This is a genomic window from Streptomyces sp. CB02366 (assembly GCF_001905905.1).
GTDB lineage: Bacteria > Actinomycetota > Actinomycetes > Streptomycetales > Streptomycetaceae > Streptomyces.
The window spans coordinates 48,519-64,386 of sequence record NZ_LIVT01000013.1; the positions used below are offsets into that span (position 1 = coordinate 48,519).

General features: G+C 71.5%; 14 protein-coding genes and 1 pseudogene. 6 read left to right on the forward strand and 9 right to left on the reverse strand.

Annotated elements, in window-relative coordinates:
- The first annotated feature begins 47 nt into the window (after positions 1-47).
- Complete coding sequence (locus AMK24_RS26970; RefSeq protein ID WP_073771505.1) at positions 48-845, forward strand: SAM-dependent methyltransferase; 798 nt, start codon at positions 48-50, stop codon at positions 843-845.
- 74 nt (positions 846-919) lie between these two features.
- Here the strand turns inward: AMK24_RS26970 and AMK24_RS34935 are convergent.
- The 3 genes and pseudogenes from AMK24_RS34935 to AMK24_RS26980 form a co-directional block, all read right to left on the reverse strand.
- Positions 920-1,102 (reverse strand): annotated as a pseudogene (locus AMK24_RS34935) (hypothetical protein); the annotation flags it as partial.
- 98 nt (positions 1,103-1,200) lie between these two features.
- Entirely contained in the window at positions 1,201-2,364 is a 1,164-nt protein-coding gene (locus AMK24_RS26975) for a polyamine ABC transporter substrate-binding protein (RefSeq protein WP_073771506.1), read from the reverse strand.
- A 181-nt stretch (positions 2,365-2,545) separates the two neighbouring features.
- Positions 2,546-3,985 carry a gamma-aminobutyraldehyde dehydrogenase gene (locus AMK24_RS26980; RefSeq protein ID WP_073771507.1) on the reverse strand — a complete coding sequence of 480 codons (1,440 nt, stop codon included), beginning with the start codon at positions 3,983-3,985 and terminating at the stop codon, positions 2,546-2,548.
- Between the two features lie 176 nt (positions 3,986-4,161).
- Here AMK24_RS26980 and AMK24_RS26985 point away from each other — a divergent pair, with 176 nt between their 5' ends.
- The 4 genes from AMK24_RS26985 (at position 4,162) to AMK24_RS27000 (ending at position 8,113) form a co-directional block, all read left to right on the forward strand.
- A complete protein-coding gene (locus AMK24_RS26985) occupies positions 4,162-4,653 on the forward strand; it encodes an Lrp/AsnC family transcriptional regulator (RefSeq protein ID WP_073771508.1) in 492 nt (163 codons plus the stop codon).
- The gene (locus AMK24_RS26990) at positions 4,638-6,017 is read left to right on the forward strand and encodes an aspartate aminotransferase family protein (RefSeq protein ID WP_073771509.1); all 1,380 of its coding nucleotides are present in this window, start codon (positions 4,638-4,640) and stop codon (positions 6,015-6,017) included. The genes AMK24_RS26985 and AMK24_RS26990 overlap by 16 nt, the downstream gene beginning before the upstream one ends.
- 216 nt (positions 6,018-6,233) lie before the next feature.
- Entirely contained in the window at positions 6,234-6,971 is a 738-nt protein-coding gene (locus tag AMK24_RS26995) for an ABC transporter ATP-binding protein (protein ID WP_073771510.1), read from the forward strand.
- A complete protein-coding gene (locus tag AMK24_RS27000; protein WP_073771511.1) occupies positions 6,953-8,113 on the forward strand; it encodes a hypothetical protein in 1,161 nt (386 codons plus the stop codon). The genes AMK24_RS26995 and AMK24_RS27000 overlap by 19 nt, the downstream gene beginning before the upstream one ends.
- Positions 8,114-8,218: 105 nt before the next feature.
- Here AMK24_RS27000 and AMK24_RS27005 read toward each other — a convergent pair whose 3' ends face one another.
- The 6 genes from AMK24_RS27005 to AMK24_RS27030 all read right to left on the reverse strand — a co-directional run bounded on the left by AMK24_RS27005 (position 8,219) and on the right by AMK24_RS27030 (position 15,022).
- Positions 8,219-8,674 carry an SRPBCC family protein gene (locus AMK24_RS27005; protein ID WP_073771512.1) on the reverse strand — a complete coding sequence of 152 codons (456 nt, stop codon included), beginning with the start codon at positions 8,672-8,674 and terminating at the stop codon, positions 8,219-8,221.
- A gap of 146 nt (positions 8,675-8,820) precedes the next feature.
- Complete coding sequence (locus tag AMK24_RS27010; protein WP_073771513.1) at positions 8,821-9,849, reverse strand: ABC transporter ATP-binding protein; 1,029 nt, start codon at positions 9,847-9,849, stop codon at positions 8,821-8,823.
- A 5-nt stretch (positions 9,850-9,854) separates the two neighbouring features.
- Entirely contained in the window at positions 9,855-11,480 is a 1,626-nt protein-coding gene (locus AMK24_RS27015) for an ABC transporter permease (RefSeq protein WP_073771514.1), read from the reverse strand.
- Positions 11,481-11,560: 80 nt separating this feature from the next.
- On the reverse strand, positions 11,561-12,658 hold the full coding sequence (locus AMK24_RS27020; protein ID WP_073771515.1) for a thiamine ABC transporter substrate-binding protein: 1,098 nt from the start codon (positions 12,656-12,658) through the stop codon (positions 11,561-11,563).
- Between the two features lie 264 nt (positions 12,659-12,922).
- Positions 12,923-14,029 (reverse strand): 23S rRNA (adenine(2503)-C(2))-methyltransferase RlmN, encoded by a 1,107-nt coding sequence (rlmN, locus tag AMK24_RS27025; protein WP_073771516.1) that lies wholly within the window; start codon positions 14,027-14,029, stop codon positions 12,923-12,925.
- A gap of 171 nt (positions 14,030-14,200) precedes the next feature.
- Positions 14,201-15,022 carry a class I SAM-dependent methyltransferase gene (locus tag AMK24_RS27030; protein WP_073771517.1) on the reverse strand — a complete coding sequence of 274 codons (822 nt, stop codon included), beginning with the start codon at positions 15,020-15,022 and terminating at the stop codon, positions 14,201-14,203.
- Between the two features lie 56 nt (positions 15,023-15,078).
- On the opposite strand from AMK24_RS27030, the gene AMK24_RS27035 reads away from it, so the two are divergent.
- Positions 15,079-15,795, forward strand: a complete 717-nt coding sequence (locus AMK24_RS27035) for a GntR family transcriptional regulator (protein ID WP_073771518.1) — start codon at positions 15,079-15,081, stop codon at positions 15,793-15,795.
- Positions 15,796-15,868: the final 73 nt, after the last annotated feature.

Genomic DNA, 15,868 nt, shown 5'->3' on the forward strand with positions numbered 1-15,868 from the left:
GCACCATGCTCGCGGCAGGGGCCCTCCGTCATCGAGGAGCAGACGCCATGGACCCCCGCCCGCAGACAGCCGCCGCCCGGATACGTTCCGACGTCGCGCACAACGCCCGTGTCTGGAACTACTGGCTGGGCGGCAAGGACAACTACCCGGTGGACCGGGCGGTGGGCGACCAGGTGACCGGGATGTACCCGAGCATCGGCGAAGTGGCCCGCGCGGACCGGGCGTTCCTCGGCCGGGTGGTGCGCCATCTGGCCGGCGACGTGGGCGTCGACCAGTTCCTCGACGTCGGCACGGGTCTGCCGACCGTGAACAACACCCATGAGATCGCCCAGCACACCGCGCCGCACGCGCGCGTCGTGTACGTGGACAACGACCCGATCGTGCTGGCCCACGCCCGTGCGCTGCTGACCAGTTCGCCAGAGGGCGCGACCGAGTACGTGGACGCGGACGCGCACCGCCCGGAGCAGATCCTGAGGGCCGCCGAGCCCACCCTGGACCTGGGGCAGCCCGTCGCGGTGATGATGCTCGGCATCCTGAACTTCGTGCTGGACACGGACGAGGCGCGGTCCATCGTGCGGACGCTGATGGCGGCGGTGCCCCCGGGCAGCCACCTGGTGCTGACCCACCCGACGCTGGAGCTGGGCGGCGAGGGCAACGAGGCGGCGATGCGGTTCTGGAACGAGAACGCCACCCCGCCGATCACCGCGCGCAGCCGGGAGGAGTTCGCCTCGTTCCTGGAGGGGCTGGAGATCCTGGAGCCGGGGATCGTCTCCTGCTCCCGCTGGCGGACGAACCCGCGGGAGCCGGAGGTGGCCCAGTTCGGGGTGGTGGCCCGGAAGCCCTGAGGCGCCGGCCGGGGCCGTCGGCACGGCTGCGCGGCCCGTCGGGACGGCTGCGCAGTCCGTCTGCGCGGCTGCGCGGGCCGCTCGCGGTCGACGGTGTCGAGCCCTTCGCGGACCCGGGTGATCCACTCCGTCAGGCCTGGGAAGTGCTCGGGGACCGGGGACGCGGAGGCGCTCAGCAGGTCCTCGGCCCAGCGGAGTCCGGTGACGAGGGGGAAAGCCGTGAGCCCGCTCGGCACCGGACAGACGATGAGGACCACCCACCACCCGCGTACACGCCGCGCGGGGGCGTGTCCCTCGCTTCTGTCCGCAGCGTACGCCCGCGTTCACCGCCTCTTCACGCCGCCCCGGCAGGGCTTCACAGGCCGACGATGGAGTTCCACTTCTTGGCGAAGTCCATCCGTTCCTCGGAGGTGATGTCGCGCGCGATGGCGAGCCGTTTCCGCATCGCGTCGTCGGGGAAGATCAGCGGGTCCTCGGCGAGTGCGGCCGTCTCCTCGTCCTTGGCGGAGGCCAGGACGTCCCGGGCGGCGGGCACGGGGCAGACGTAGTTGACCCAGGCGGCGAGTTCGGCGGCGACCTCGGGGTCGTAGTAGTGGTCCACCAGGCGTTCCGCGTTGCGCTTGTGGCGGGCGAGGTTGGGGATCATCAGGGACTCCGCCCACAGTTCGGCGCCCTCCTCGGGGACGACGAACGCGATGTCGGGGTTGTCGGCCTGGAGCTGGATGACGTCGCCGGAGTACGCCTGGCAGGCGAGCACGTCGCCGGTGGCGAGGTCCTTGATGTAGTCGTTGCCGGTGAAGCGGCGGATGTGCTTCGAGCGGACCCGCTCCTCCGTCTGCTCGCAGATCTCGTGGAAGTCGTCGGCCGTCCAGCGGGTGATGTCGACGCCGTTGCCCTGCATCAGCAGCGCGAACGACTCGTCGAGCCCGGAGAGCAGGGTGACCCGGCCGCGCAGGTCGTCCGCCCACAGTTCGTTCGTGGACCGGATCTCGCGGCCGAGCTTCTTCCGGTTGTAGGCGATGCCGGTGATGCCGGACTGCCAGGGGACGCTGTGGAGCCGCCCCTCGTCGAAGGCGGGGGTCCGCAGCAGCGGGTCGAGGTGTTTGACGACGTTGGGCTGCCGCGCGCGGTCCATCTCCTGGACCCAGCCGAGCCGGACGAAGCGGGCGGCCATCCAGTCGCTGATGACGACCAGGTCCCGGCCGGTCTCCTGGTGGTTCATCAGCGCGGGGCTGATCTTCCCGAAGAACTCGTCGTTGTCGTTGATCTCCTCCGTGTACGTGACGGAGATCCCGGTCCGCTCCGAGAAGGCGTCCAGGGTGGGCCGTTTCGACTCGTCGTCCTCGTCGGTGTCGATGTAGAGCGGCCAGTTGGCGAAGTGGAGCGTGCGGTCGGTGGCGGAGCGGTCGCGTCCGGCCCGTTTCCCCGGCTCGACGAAGGCCGCGGGCACGCCGCAGCCGGCCAGGGCGGCGCCGGCCGCCCCCGCCCCGAGGGCGCGCAGGAGGGAACGGCGGGACACGGGGTTCTTCCTGATCGCTCGCACCAGCGCAGGATGCCGGGCGGCGGCTCGGCGGACAATGGACCAAGCGTCCAGCGGGGCGGGCCCGCTCCGCACACCTTGTACAGCGGGGAACGTGCGGAGGGGAACGGGAACGGCCCCGGGACGGAGCCCGGGGCCGCGTACCGCCTCGGCGAGAGGCTCAGTCCTCGATGGACGTCATGACGTGCTTGATGCGGGTGTAGTCCTCGAAGCCGTACGCGGAGAGGTCCTTGCCGTAACCGGACTTCTTGAACCCGCCGTGCGGCATCTCGGCGACCAGCGGGATGTGGGTGTTGATCCACACGCAGCCGAAGTCGAGGTTCTTGGACATGCGCATGGCGCGGGAGTGGTTCTGCGTCCAGACCGAGGAGGCGAGCGCGTACTCGACGCCGTTGGCGTACTCGACGGCCTGCTTCTCGTCGCTGAAGGACTGGACGGTGATGACGGGGCCGAAGACCTCGTTCTGGATGATCTCGTCGTCCTGCTTCAGGCCGGAGACGACGGTCGGGGCGTAGAAGTAGCCCTTGTCGCCGACCCGGTGGCCGCCCGCCTCGACCTTGGCGTGGGCGGGAAGACGCTCGATGAAGCCGCTGACCTGCTTCAGCTGGTTGGCGTTGTTGAGCGGGCCGTACGCCACGTCCTCGTCGTCCGGCTGCCCGGTCTTCGTGTCGGCGGCGGCCTTGGCCAGAGCGGTGACGAACTCGTCGTGGATCGACTCGTGGACCAGCACGCGGGTGGCGGCCGTGCAGTCCTGGCCCGCGTTGAAGAAGCCGGCCTCGGAGACGCCCGCCACCGTCTTGGCGATGTCGGCGTCCTCGAAGACCACGACGGGCGCCTTGCCGCCGAGCTCCAGGTGGACGCGCTTGACGTCCTTGGCGGCGGACTCGGCGACCTGCATGCCGGCCCGTACCGAACCGGTGATGGAGGCCATCGCCGGGATCGGGTGCTCGACCATGGCGCGGCCGGTGTCCCGGTCGCCGCACAGGACGTTGAAGACGCCCTTGGGGAGGATCCGGCCCATGATCTCGGCCATGAGCACGGTCGACGCCGGGGTGGTGTCGGACGGCTTGATGACGACCGTGTTGCCCGCGGCGAGGGCCGGGGCGAACTTCCACACGGCCATCATCAGCGGGTAGTTCCACGGCGCGACCTGGGCGCAGACGCCGACCGGCTCGCGGCGGACGATGGAGGTCAGGCCCTCCATGTACTCGCCGGCCGAACGGCCCTCCAGCAGACGGGCGGCCCCGGCGAAGAAGCGGATCTGGTCGACCGCCGGCGGGATCTCCTCGCTGCGGGTCAGCCCGATCGGCTTGCCGGTGTTCTCCGACTCGGCGGCGATCAGGTCCTCGGCCCGCTCCTCGAAGGCGTCCGCGATCTTCAGCAGGGCCTTCTGTCGCTCGGCGGGCGTGGTGTCGCGCCAGGCGGGGAAGGCCGCGGCGGCGGCCTCCATGGCGGCATCGACGTCGGCCTGACCGGAGAGCGGGGAGGTCGCGTAGACCTCTTCCGTCACCGGGTTGACCACATCGATGGTCCGCCCGTCCGCGGCGTCCCGGAACTCTCCGTTGATGTAGTTGCGCAGACGGCGCACCTCGGTGGTCACAACCACCCCTCCTGTCGGCTGTCCGATGGGTGAGACGTCCACCTTAATCGCTGCGGTGACGCTTTCGACATACCCAACCGCCGCCAACTTCGGATTCAGTCAGATCCAAGCACTCAGACAACGAATTTCATCGATCTGGGGTTGCGAGACAGACGAGGGCGGTGCATGGTGGATGCGTGGCCAGTCGCAGCGCAGACTCCAGGACAGGGAACGGATCACCGCACGCGGTCGATGCCGTCTCCCTCGCAATCATCGAGCAGCTCCAGGAGGACGGACGGCGCCCGTACGCCGCGATCGGCAAGGCCGTCGGCCTCTCCGAAGCGGCCGTGCGCCAGCGCGTCCAGAAGCTGCTCGACCAGGGCGTGATGCAGATCGTCGCCGTCACGGACCCGCTCACCGTGGGGTTCCGGCGCCAGGCGATGGTCGGCATCAACGTCGAGGGCGACCTCGACCCGGTGGCCGAAGCCCTGTCGGCCATGGCCGAGTGCGAGTACGTGGTGATGACCGCGGGCTCCTTCGACCTGATGGTGGAGATCGTCTGCGAGGACGACGACCACCTTCTGGAGATGATCAACAAACGCATCCGGACCCTTCCCGGCGTGCGCTCCACCGAGAGCTTTGTTTACCTCAAGCTCAAGAAGCAGACCTATATGTGGGGAACCCGATAGCCGTGAGCAAGGACCTCAGCCGAACCGCGTACGACCACCTGTGGATGCACTTCACCCGCATGTCGGACTACGAGAACGCACCCGTTCCCACCATCGTGCGCGGCGAGGGAACGTACATCTTCGACGACAAGGGCAAGCGCTACCTGGACGGCCTCTCCGGCCTGTTCGTGGTCAACGCCGGCCACGGTCGTCACGAGCTCGCCGAGACGGCGTACAAGCAGGCCCAGGAGCTCGCCTTCTTCCCGGTGTGGTCCTACGCCCACCCGAAGGCCGTCGAGCTGGCCGAGCGGCTCGCCGACTACGCCCCGGGCGACCTCAACAAGGTCTTCTTCACCACCGGTGGCGGCGAGGCCGTCGAGACCGCCTGGAAGCTGGCCAAGCAGTACTTCAAGCTCCAGGGCAAGCCGACCAAGTACAAGGTCATCTCGCGTGCGGTCGCCTACCACGGCACCCCGCAGGGCGCGCTCTCCATCACCGGCCTCCCGGCCCTGAAGGCCCCCTTCGAGCCGCTGGTCCCCGGTGCGCACAAGGTGCCGAACACCAACATCTACCGCGCCCCGCTCTTCGGCGACGACCCCGAGGCGTTCGGCCGCTGGGCCGCCGACCAGATCGAGCAGGAGATCCTCTTCGAGGGCCCCGAGACCGTCGCGGCCGTCTTCCTGGAGCCCGTGCAGAACGCGGGCGGCTGCTTCCCGCCGCCGCCCGGCTACTTCCAGCGGGTCCGCGAGATCTGCGACCAGTACGACGTGCTGCTCGTCTCCGACGAGGTCATCTGCGCCTTCGGCCGGCTCGGCACGATCTTCGCCTGCGACAAGTTCGGCTATGTGCCGGACATGATCACCTGTGCGAAGGGCATGACCTCGGGCTACTCCCCGATCGGCGCCTGCATCGTCTCGGACCGGGTCGCCGAGCCGTTCTACCAGGGCGGCAACACCTTCCTGCACGGCTACACCTTCGGCGGCCACCCGGTCTCCGCGGCGGTGGGCCTCGCCAACCTCGACATCTTCGAGCGCGAGAACCTCACCCAGCACGTCCTCGACAACGAGAACGCCTTCCTGACCACGCTCCAGAAGCTGCACGACCTGCCGATCGTCGGCGACGTCCGCGGCAACGGGTACTTCTACGGCATCGAGCTGGTGAAGGACAAGGCCACCAAGGAGACGTTCACCGACGAGGAGACCGAGCGCGTCCTGTACGGCTTCCTCTCCAAGGCGCTGTACGAGAACGGCCTGTACTGCCGGGCCGACGACCGCGGCGACCCGGTCGTCCAGCTCGCCCCGCCGCTGATCTCCGACCAGTCCACGTTCGACGAGATCGAGGGCATCCTGCGGAACGTCCTCACGGAGGCGTGGGCCAAGCTCTGACCGCCACCAGGTCCCCCGGCCGATAGCCGCCCAGCGGTCATTTCATCGGTCCACGCGGCCCGGATACACCCCTTCGAGTGAGAAGGGGGGTGTCCGGGCCGCGCGCCGTGCGCCCGCACCGGTCCGACTCCCTACGGTGCCCAGTGACCGATCGGCCGCGTCTTCGTTCCCCCGTACGGGGGAACGGGAAATCTGACCTGAACCGAGGTGTACGCCATGGTGGCCCCGCCGGACAACGACGTGATCTGGGCGCGTTCCCTGCACCACTCCCACAACGGATCGCCCGGGCTCGGCGGCGTCTCCCTCGGCGTCCGGGACGCCGAGATCCTCGCCGTGACCGGGCCCCGCGGCAGCGGGAAGACGACGCTGCTGCACTGCCTCTCGGGCCGCCTGGTCCCCCAGGAGGGCGAGGTCTGGTTCAACAGCGTGCCCGTCCACACCATGGCCCCCCGGGTCCGCGAGCAGCTGCGCCGCGAGCGCTTCGGCTGGATCGGCGCGGACCCCCAGCTGGTCCCCGAGCTGACCGTCCGGGAGAACGTCGCGCTGCCCCTGCTGCTGCGCGGCGTCCCGCACCGGGCCGCCGGGAAGGCGGCGGCCGAGTGGATGGAGCGCCTGGACATCGCCGCCTTCGCCAAGAAGCGGCCGCACGCCCTGCTCCAGGCGCAGCGCCAGCGGGTCTCGGTGGCCCGCGCCCTGTGCGGGTCGCCGACGGTGGTCTTCGCCGACGAACCGACCGCGACCCTGCACCGCACGGACCGCGCCCAGGTGCTGCGCACCTTGACCGCAGCGGTCCGCTCGCACGGCATCACCCTGGTGCTGGCCACGCACGACGCGGAGGTCGCCGCGCTCGCGGACCGGGCGGTCCCGATGCTGGACGGCCGCTGCGTCGCCACGGTCACCCTGCCCGCGAAACCGGAAGCGGAGGGCCGCGCGGCGTGCTCGCTCTCCGTCTAGCCCGCGGCTCCCACCCCCTCGTCCTGGTCCGCCGGCTGCTGGTGGCCGCCGCCTCGGCCGGCGTCGGGTTCCTCCTCCTGTGCGCCCTCGGGTACGCCGCGGCCCACCCCGCGTCCCCCGGTTCGGTGCTGCGGCTGCTGTGGTGCTTCGTACCGCTGGCCGCCACCGTGCAGTTCGCCGTGGCGGTGGCCCGGGCCGACCCGAGCACCCGCCCCCGGCCGGGCCTCTCCGCCCTGGGCATGGGCCCGGTCCGGCTCTCGGCGCTGGCCGCGGTCTCCACGGCCCTCTCCACCACCCTCGGCTCGGTGGTGGCCCTGCTCTTCTTCCTGCACCTGCGCGGCGATCTGACCGGGATGCCGTTCGACGGCGGCGCGGCGGATTTCCTCGGCGCGGGCGCCCCGCTGCCGCTCGCCGCCGCGCTGACGCTGCTGGCGCTGGTCCCGGTGACCGCCTCGGTGGCCGGGGCGCTGGCGCTGCGGTCACGGCCCGACCCGGCGCGGGACGCCTTCGGCTCCGAGGAGCTGCCGGAGCCTGCCCCGGCCCCGGCCGGGCTCCCCTGGGGCGTGGCCCTGGTCGCCGTCGGGCTGGCGGTCGAGGCGGTCGCCTCCCGGGGGACGGGCGGCAACGCGTTCCCGCTGCCCGGACGGTACGACTCCACCCCGGTGGCGGTACTGATCGGGTGGACGCTCACCGCGGTCGGCCTGGCGATGGCCGGTCCGAGCCTGACGCACCTGTGCGGGCGGGCGCTGCAGGCGGTGCGCCCCGGGGCCGTACGGCTGCTGGCGGGCCGCGTCCTGATGGACGAGGCCCGCCGGATCGGCCGCCCCCTCGGCGTCGTCTGCGCCGTGGTGTCCGCGGCGATCGCCGCGTCCACCCTGTACGGGGGCGGTGAGCGCCCCTACGGTCCGCTCACCGCGCTCGGCGCGGTGCTGGTCATCGGCTGCACGACGGCGACGCTGCTGACCTCCGCGCTGGAGGCCAAGCACGCCCGCGCCCGCACGGTCGAGGCGCTGCTCTCCATGGGAGCCCCGGCCGCCGCCCTGCGCCGGGCGACGGTGCTGCGGGCGGTCGCGCTGCTGGCGCTGTTCGCCCCGCTCACCTGGCTGGTCGCCCGGCTGGCGGCGCTTCCGCTGACGCGGTGACGCGCGGGGCACCCGGGAACGACGACCGCGGGGGCCCTCGCGCCTACCGGGGCGCGGCACGGCCGCCGGGGGCTCCCGGGGGTACGGCGGGAGCCCCCGGCGGGATCAGGGGCGGGCGGCCAGGCGGGCGGCCAGGGCGTCGAAGAACGCCTCCCAGCCGTCCTCGGCCGCCGCGTACTGCTCGGGGGTGAGGTGGCCGCCGCGCTGCTGGAAGGCCAGCTCGGTGGTGCCGTCGCCGAGGTCGCTGAAGGTGACGGTGACGATCTCGCCCCCGGCGTCCTCGGGGGCGGAGGGGTCCAGCAGCGTGAAGACCAGCCCGTCGGGCTCGCTCACCTCGCGGTAGACCCCGTGGAAGGGCATCTCGACCCCCGGCATCACGATGACCAGGCTCCACGAGCCCCCGGGCCGCACGTCCATCGCGACCCGGTCCAGGGGGACCTCCGCCTCTCCCCCGTACCAGGCGGCGAAGTCCTCCGGCGTGGTCCAGGCGGCGAAGACGCGCCGCTGCGGCGCGTGCAGGACGCGGGTGAGGTCGATGCCCTCGCGGGTGCCACCGGTCATGGTCACGGTCCTTGTCGGTTCGGCCGTCCCCGCCGGGGCGGACGCGCGTCCGGCGGAGTGTCCCCCTCCAGCTTGCCCGGCCCCGCGCCCCCGTGTCGCGCCGGCCGGGACCGCGGCGGCCCGCCCGCCCGGCCGCCCGGGGCCCCTCAGCCGGCGCCCTCCGCCAGCACCACCGTCTCCGCCGCGTCGAAGCGCACGCCCACCACCGCGCCCTCGTCCGGGGTGTCCCGCAGGGCGCACTCGGCCTCCAGCACCGGCGCGTTCTCGGGTACCAGCCGTACGGTCACGTGGTGGCCCCGGAAGGTGCGGGCGCCGACCGTGCAGCGCAGGCCCTCCTCCGGAGCGCCGAGCAGGACCCCGGCGGGCCGGACCAGCAGATCGGCCTCGCCCTGCGGGGAGCCCTCGGGCACCGGGACCTTGCCCCAGGCGGTGGCGGCGGCCTGTCCGCTCACCGTCGCCCCGGTGACGTTGTCGAAGCCGAGGAACCGGGCGACGAAGGCGGAGGCCGGGCGCTGCCAGACGTCCAGCGGGCTGCCCTCCTGCGCGATCCGGCCGTCCCGCATCACGACGACCCGGTCGGCGAGCGCGAACGCCTCGCCCTGGTCGTGGGTGACGGCCAGCACGGTGGTGCCCAGCTCCCGGAAGAGCGTGCGCAGTTCGACGACGATCCGTTCGCGCAGGCTCCGGTCGAGCTGGCCGAGCGGTTCGTCCAGCATCAGCAGCTTCGGGCGCGGGGCGAGGGCGCGGGCCAGGGCGACACGCTGCTGCTCACCGCCGGAGAGCGCGGCGACCGCGCGGCGCTCGGCCCCCGGCAGGCCCACCAGTTCCAGCAGTTCCCGGACCCGCTTCCCGGCCTCGGCCCGTCCGGCGCCGTGCATCCGCAGCCCGAAGGCGATGTTGGCGCCGACGTCCCGGTGCGGGAAGAGCTGGTGGTCCTGGAACATCAGGCCGAGGCCGCGCCGGTGCACCGGGACACCTGCCTGGTCCCGGCCGTCCAGCAGGACCCGGCCGCCGTCCATCGGCTGGAGCCCGGCGACGGCCCGGAGCAGGGTGGACTTCCCGCTGCCGCTGGGGCCGAGCAGGCAGACGATCCGGTGGTCGGCGACCTCCAGGTCCACCGCGTCCAGCGCCGTCCGCTTCCCGAACCGCACGGTGGCGTCCCGCAGACTCAGCATGTCGTTCAGAACTCCCCTGATCGGTCGGTGCGGATGCGCTCCAGGAGCAGCAGCGACACCGCGCACACCAGCATGAGGATCGTGCTCAAGGCCATCGCCTGCCCGTAGTTCAGCTCTCCCGACCGGCCGAGCAGCCGGGCCACGGCGACCGGGAGGGTGGGGGTGTCGGGCCGCGCGATGAAGACCGTCGCGCCGAACTCGCCGAGGGAGACCGCGAACGCGAAGCCCGCCGCGACCAGCACCGCCCGCCGTACCAGCGGCAGATCGACCTCCCGCCAGGCCCGCAGCGGAGAGGCTCCCAGCACGGCGGCGGCCTCCCGCAGCCGCTCGTCGACCGCGCGCAGCACCGGCAGCATCGTCCGTACGACGAAGGGGACGCCGACCAGCGCCTGGGCCAGCGGGACCAGGATCCAGGAGGTCCGCAGGTCGAGCGGCGGCTCGTCCAGGGTGATCAGGAAGCCGAAGCCCACGGTGACGGCGGAGACCCCGAGCGGCAGCATCAGCAGCGCGTCGAAGCCCCGGACCAGTCGTCCGGCCCGCCGGGTCAGGGCCGCCGCCGCGAGGCCGCCGACGACGAGGGCGATCAGCGTCGCGACGAGCGCGTACCGCAGGGAGTTGCCCACGGCCTCCAGCGGCGGCACCAGGAAGGTGGAGGAGGCGCCGGACCCGGCGGACCGGAGGGCCCGGTAGTAGCCGAGGCCGTAACCGTCCGCTCCGCCGGCTCCCCCGAAGGAGCGCTCCACCAGCACCCCGAGCGGCAGCAGGATCAGCAGCAGCGCGGTGAGCAGGACGCCGCCGAGCAGCGCCCACTGCCCGGCGCCGCGCGGCCGGCGGGAGGTCCGGGCCGGGTCGACCAGCTTCAGCGCCCGTTCCCGGCGGCGCACGGTCACGGCGTGCACGGCCAGGATCGCGCCGACCGCGGTGAACTGCACCAGGGTCAGCACGGCGGCGGTCGGCAGGTCCAGCAGCTGGGCGGTCTGCCGGTAGACCTCCACCTCCAGCGTGGAGTACGCCGGTCCGCCGAGGATCTGCACGACGCCGAAGGAGGTGAAGGTGAAGAGGAAGACCATCAGCGCGGCGGCGGCGACGGCGGGGGCGAGCGCCGGCAGCGTCACCCGGCGGAAGGCGGCGAACCGTCCGGCCCCCAGCACCCGGGCGGCCTCCTCCTGGCGCGGATCGAGCTGGGACCACAGGCCGCCGACCGTGCGGACGACGACGGCGTAGTTGAAGAAGACGTGGGCCAGCAGGATCGCCCACACCGTGGTGTCGAGGCGGACGCCCCCCAACTCGTCGAGGAGCCCGCCGCGCCCCAGCACCGCCAGGAACGCGGTGCCGACGACGACGGTCGGCAGCACGAACGGCACGGTGACCACGGCCCGCAGCACCTGCTTGCCGGGGAAGGCGAAGCGGGCGAAGACGTACGCCCCGGGCAGGGCGATCAGGAGGGTGAGCGCGGTCGAGGCGAGGGCCTGCCAGGTGGTGAACCAGAGGACGTCGAGGATGTCCGGGCGGCTCAGGACCTCGCCGATCCGCCCGAACTGCCAGCCGTCCTCCGTCTTGACCCCGCGGCCGACGATCGCGGTCACGGGATAGGCGAAGAAGACCGCGAAGAAGGCGACGGGCACGGCCATCAGGCCGAGGCGCAGCGCGGCCCCGCGCCGCCCGGCTCCGCGCGCGGGCGGCGCGGGCCGGGCGGTCCGCTTTTCCGGCTCTACTTCAGGACCAGCGACTGCCACGACTGGATCCACTGCTCACGGTTGGCGGTGATCTTCTCGGGCGCGACGGTGGGCGGCGTCTCGATCCGCTCGCCGAACTCCGTGAACAGCTCCGGCAGCTTGGCGTCCTCGACGACCGGGTTCACGAACATGTTCAGCGGCATGTCCTCCTGGAAGGTGTCGCTGATCAGGAAGTCCAGCAGCGCCTTGCCGCCCGCCTCGTTCTTCGCGCCGGTCAGCAGCCCGGCGTACTCGGTCTGCCGGAAGCAGGTGCCGGTGGCGACCCCGGTGGGGGCCTCCTCGGGCCGCGGGTCGGCGTAGAGCACCTCGACGGGCGGGCTGGAGGCGTAGGAGACGACGAGCGGCCGGTCGGCTCCGGCCTTCCTGCCGCCGGCGGAGCCGGAGAACTCCTCGTTGTACGCCTGCTCCCAGCCGTCGACGACCTTGACGCCGTTGGCCTTGAGCTTCTTCCAGTACGCCTCGTAGCCGTCCTCGCCCTGGGAGGCGATGGTGCCGAGGAGGAAGCCGAGACCGGGCGAGGAGCCGGCGGCGTTCTCGGTGACGAGGAGGTTCTTGTACGCGGGCTTCAGCAGGTCCTCGAAGGTCTTCGGCGGCGCGAGCTTCTTGTCGGCGAAGTACTTCTTGTCGTAGTTGACGCAGATGTCGCCGGTGTCGACGGGGGTGACGCGGTGCTTCTCGTCCTGTTGCGTGCCCTCGGCGACCCGGTCCAGGCCCTTGGCCTCGTACGGGGTGAACAGGCCGTTGTCGAGGGCGCGGGAGAGCAGGGTGTTGTCGACGCCGAAGAACACGTCGCCGCGCGGGGAGCCCTTGGTGAGGATCTCCTGGTTGAGCGCGGCCCCGGCGTCGCCGCTCTTGAGGGTCTTGACCCGGTAGCCGGTCTCCTTCGTGAACGCCTTCAGCACGTCGTCCGAAACGTTGAAGGAGTCGTGGCTGACCAGGGTCACGGTCTTCGAACCGCTGCCCTTGGACGCCCCGGAGCCCGCCGAGCCGTCGTCGCTACCGCAGCCGGCGAGGACGGTGACCCCGAGCGCCGCGGCGAGCGCGGTCGCCGCGTACTTCGTGGTGGTGTTCATGTGGTTCCTCCTGGAGGTGACCAGGAAGAGACGCGGCCCTGCCCGCTGTCCGGCGAACCGGAAGCGGGCAGGGCGCAACAGCTTGAGTAAGGTCCGAACTTCCTACCCGGAATGACCCGGGCGAGGTTCAGAGGGTCTGCGGCCGACCTGTCCTCGGTGCCGCACTCTCAGCGCTGTGGCGCTCCCCTGTCGGAATATGAAGTTGATGTCCGCCAGGCTACACGGGCGCTCTCCGGCCGGTCCGGGGAGGCCGCGGCCCCGCCGTCAGCGCTCGGAGGCCGCGAGCTGCCCGCAGGCCCCGTCGATCTCCTGGCCCCGGGTGTCCCGCACGGTGACGGGCACGCCGTGGGCCGCGATGGCCTCGACGAACGCCTTCTCGTCCTCGGGCCGGGAGGCGGTCCACTTGGAGCCCGGCGTGGGGTTCAGCGGGATCAGGTTGACGTGGACCCGCTTGCCCTTGAGCAGCCGGCCGAGCAGGTCGCCGCGCCACGCCTGGTCGTTGATGTCCCGGATCAGGGCGTACTCGATGGAGATCCGGCGGCCGGACTTCTCCGCGTACTCCCAGGCGGCGTCCAGGACCTCGCGGACCTTCCACCGGGTGTTGACGGGGACGAGGGTGTCGCGCAGCTCGTCGTCCGGGGCGTGCAGCGAGACGGCGAGGCGGCACTTGAAGCCCTCGTCGGCGAAGCGCAGCATGGCCGGGACCAGGCCCACGGTGGAGACGGTGATACCGCGCTGCGACAGGCCGAGGCCGTCCGGCTCCGGGTCGGTGAGCCGGCGGATCGCGCCGACCACGCGCTTGTAGTTGGCGAGCGGCTCGCCCATGCCCATGAAGACGATGTTGGACAGCCGCGCGGGCCCGCCGGGCACCTCGCCGTCGCGCAGGGCGCGCATGCCGTCGACGATCTGGTGCACGATCTCGGCGGTCGACAGGTTGCGGTCGAGGCCGGCCTGGCCGGTGGCGCAGAACGGGCAGTTCATGCCGCAGCCGGCCTGCGAGGAGATGCACATGGTGACGCGGTCCGGGTAGCGCATCAGGACGGACTCGACGAGCGTCCCGTCGTGCAGCTTCCACAGGGTCTTGCGGGTGGTGTCGTCGTCGCAGCTGATGTGCCGGACCACCGACATCAGCTCGGGGAACAGCGCCTCGGCCAGCTTCTCGCGCGACCCGGCGGGGACGTTGGTCCACTGGGCGGGGTCGTGCGCGTACCGCGAGAAGTAGTGCTGCGAGAGCTGCTGGGCACGGAAGGGCTTCTCACCGGTCGCGGCGACCGCTTCCTTGCGCTCGGCGGGCGTGAGGTCGGCGAGGTGCCGCGGGGGCTTCTTGGCTCCGCGGGGCGCGACGAAAGTGAGTTCTCCGGGCTTAGGCATGGTCCATCCAGTGTGGCAGACACGCCGAGGTGCCCCGGGTCGTCGCCCAGCTCAGCGGCGATCCGGGCGGGCCGGTACCAGTCGTTGATGGTGGTTGTGGGTCGTCGTTGGCTGCCCCCCGACGGCCCACAGACGGCCCGGCCCCATGGCCTCGTCCGCAGGTCAGGGCCGTCAGTCGCCGCTGCCGGCGGGAACCGTGCCGACGGCCAAGAGGTGCGAACTAGCAGCGAGGAGTTCCGGGTACGGCTCTGCCATGCGGGCCGCGTCCATGGCTGAGGCGATCAGCTCATCCGTGGGGCCCTCGCCCGGCTGCTGTTCTGCCGCCTTTACCAGCGACCATGCGGGGCCCTCGATGCCGAAGACCTGCACATCCACCAGCCCGGAGGCGACCAGCTCTGCCACCAGCTCTTCGGCTCGGTGGAAGTACGAGAGGGTGAACCCCCGCGATCCGTCATAGACGGCCGTCTCCAGGATCTTGGAGACGGAGTTGTGAATCCGCTCGGTGTGCAGGTGGGCGTACGTGACGTGCTCGAAGAGCGACGCATAGCGATTGATCGCGGCGGCGGCCACCAATCCGCCGGGCTTGGCCACGCGGGAGGCTTCCGCGAGTGCCCGTTGCCGGTCGGCCAGGTCGGGCAGGTGGTACAGCGGCCCGAGGAGCTGGACAACGTCGAATGTGTCGTCCGGCTCGGGCAAGTCACGCGCGTCACCGACCACCGCCGGGCACACCGCCGTCGCGGCCTCAACGTGACGGGGCACCGGGTCTACCAGAGCGACGTCGTAGCCGTCCTTCACCAGCCATTCAGCGTGAATCCCGGTCCCACCGCCTACGTCGAGCACCCGTGCCGGCGCGGGGGGCAGAAAGCGTCGGAGGAGTTCCTGAGTTCTAGCCAGTTCCATCCGACCGTCTGCCGAGCTGCGCAGGCGGCTGTCCTCGTTGACCGTCTCGCCATAGAACCGCATCACGGAGGGAGCCAATTCGAGATTCGACATGGTCGCAGTATCGTGTGTACCGGTGGACCAGTCCAGCGCAGGAAATAGGGGAAGCCATGGCAGTCCTGAAGTACGAAGAGATCGCAGAGTTCCTGCGCGCCCGCATCGCCGCTGGTGAGATCGCGCCCGGGGACACAATCCCGTCCGGCCGGGAGCTGGCCGAGCAGTGGGATGTGTCACGCGCAACCGCAATCAAGGCAGTCGACGTACTGCGAAACGATGGCGTGGTCGTGGCCAAGCAGGGGACCGGGTTCGTCGTCACGGAAACGCCCGTGGCACGTCCCGCCGGCGCTCGCCGTGCCGGGTCGGCGCGCATCTTGGGCGGGATGCCGTTCCTTCGCGTCGGTGAGCCTGACTGGGCGGAACCCCCCGCCCGCGTCGCCGCCACCCTTGGACTGCCGCCCGGGGTGAAGGCGCTCCGGCGCGTTCGTGTGCTCCAGCTCCCGGACGGAACACCGAATAGCTGCGTTGAAGCGTGGTTCCCGCCGGAGGTCGCGGAGGTTTCGCCGCGCCTGGCAGACACCGCCCCGATCGCGGAAGGGACGACACGCTACGTCCGGCGCCAGACCGGGCGGGGACCGGCCGAAGGCGTGGACGTAACCACTGTGCGCGGCGCGTCGGAGACGGAAGCGGGCCGCCTGGGGGTACCGGAGGGGACGCCGGTAGCCGTGCTGCTGCACACCGCGTACGACGAGCAGGGGAAGCCGCTGGTCTGCGAGGAAGGCGTCACACCGTCTTCACTGTTCGAACAGGTCGACACCTACACAATGTAGGCAGATAGCGGCAAATGAAACAGCTGGACCGGTCCACCGGTTCAGCTTTTTTTATTGCCTCAAAACGCCCCTC

Coding starts and splice junctions, on each gene's coding strand:
- AMK24_RS26995 (WP_073771510.1), top strand. CDS start 6,234: ATGGTGGCCCCGCCGGACAACGACGTGATCTGGGCGCGTTCCCTGCAC.
- rlmN (WP_073771516.1), bottom strand. CDS start 14,029: ATGCCTAAGCCCGGAGAACTCACTTTCGTCGCGCCCCGCGGAGCCAAG.
- AMK24_RS27005 (WP_073771512.1), bottom strand. CDS start 8,674: ATGACCGGTGGCACCCGCGAGGGCATCGACCTCACCCGCGTCCTGCAC.
- AMK24_RS27020 (WP_073771515.1), bottom strand. CDS start 12,658: ATGAACACCACCACGAAGTACGCGGCGACCGCGCTCGCCGCGGCGCTC.
- AMK24_RS27030 (WP_073771517.1), bottom strand. CDS start 15,022: ATGTCGAATCTCGAATTGGCTCCCTCCGTGATGCGGTTCTATGGCGAG.
- AMK24_RS26970 (WP_073771505.1), top strand. CDS start 48: ATGGACCCCCGCCCGCAGACAGCCGCCGCCCGGATACGTTCCGACGTC.
- AMK24_RS27010 (WP_073771513.1), bottom strand. CDS start 9,849: ATGCTGAGTCTGCGGGACGCCACCGTGCGGTTCGGGAAGCGGACGGCG.
- AMK24_RS27015 (WP_073771514.1), bottom strand. CDS start 11,480: ATGGCCGTGCCCGTCGCCTTCTTCGCGGTCTTCTTCGCCTATCCCGTG.
- AMK24_RS27035 (WP_073771518.1), top strand. CDS start 15,079: ATGGCAGTCCTGAAGTACGAAGAGATCGCAGAGTTCCTGCGCGCCCGC.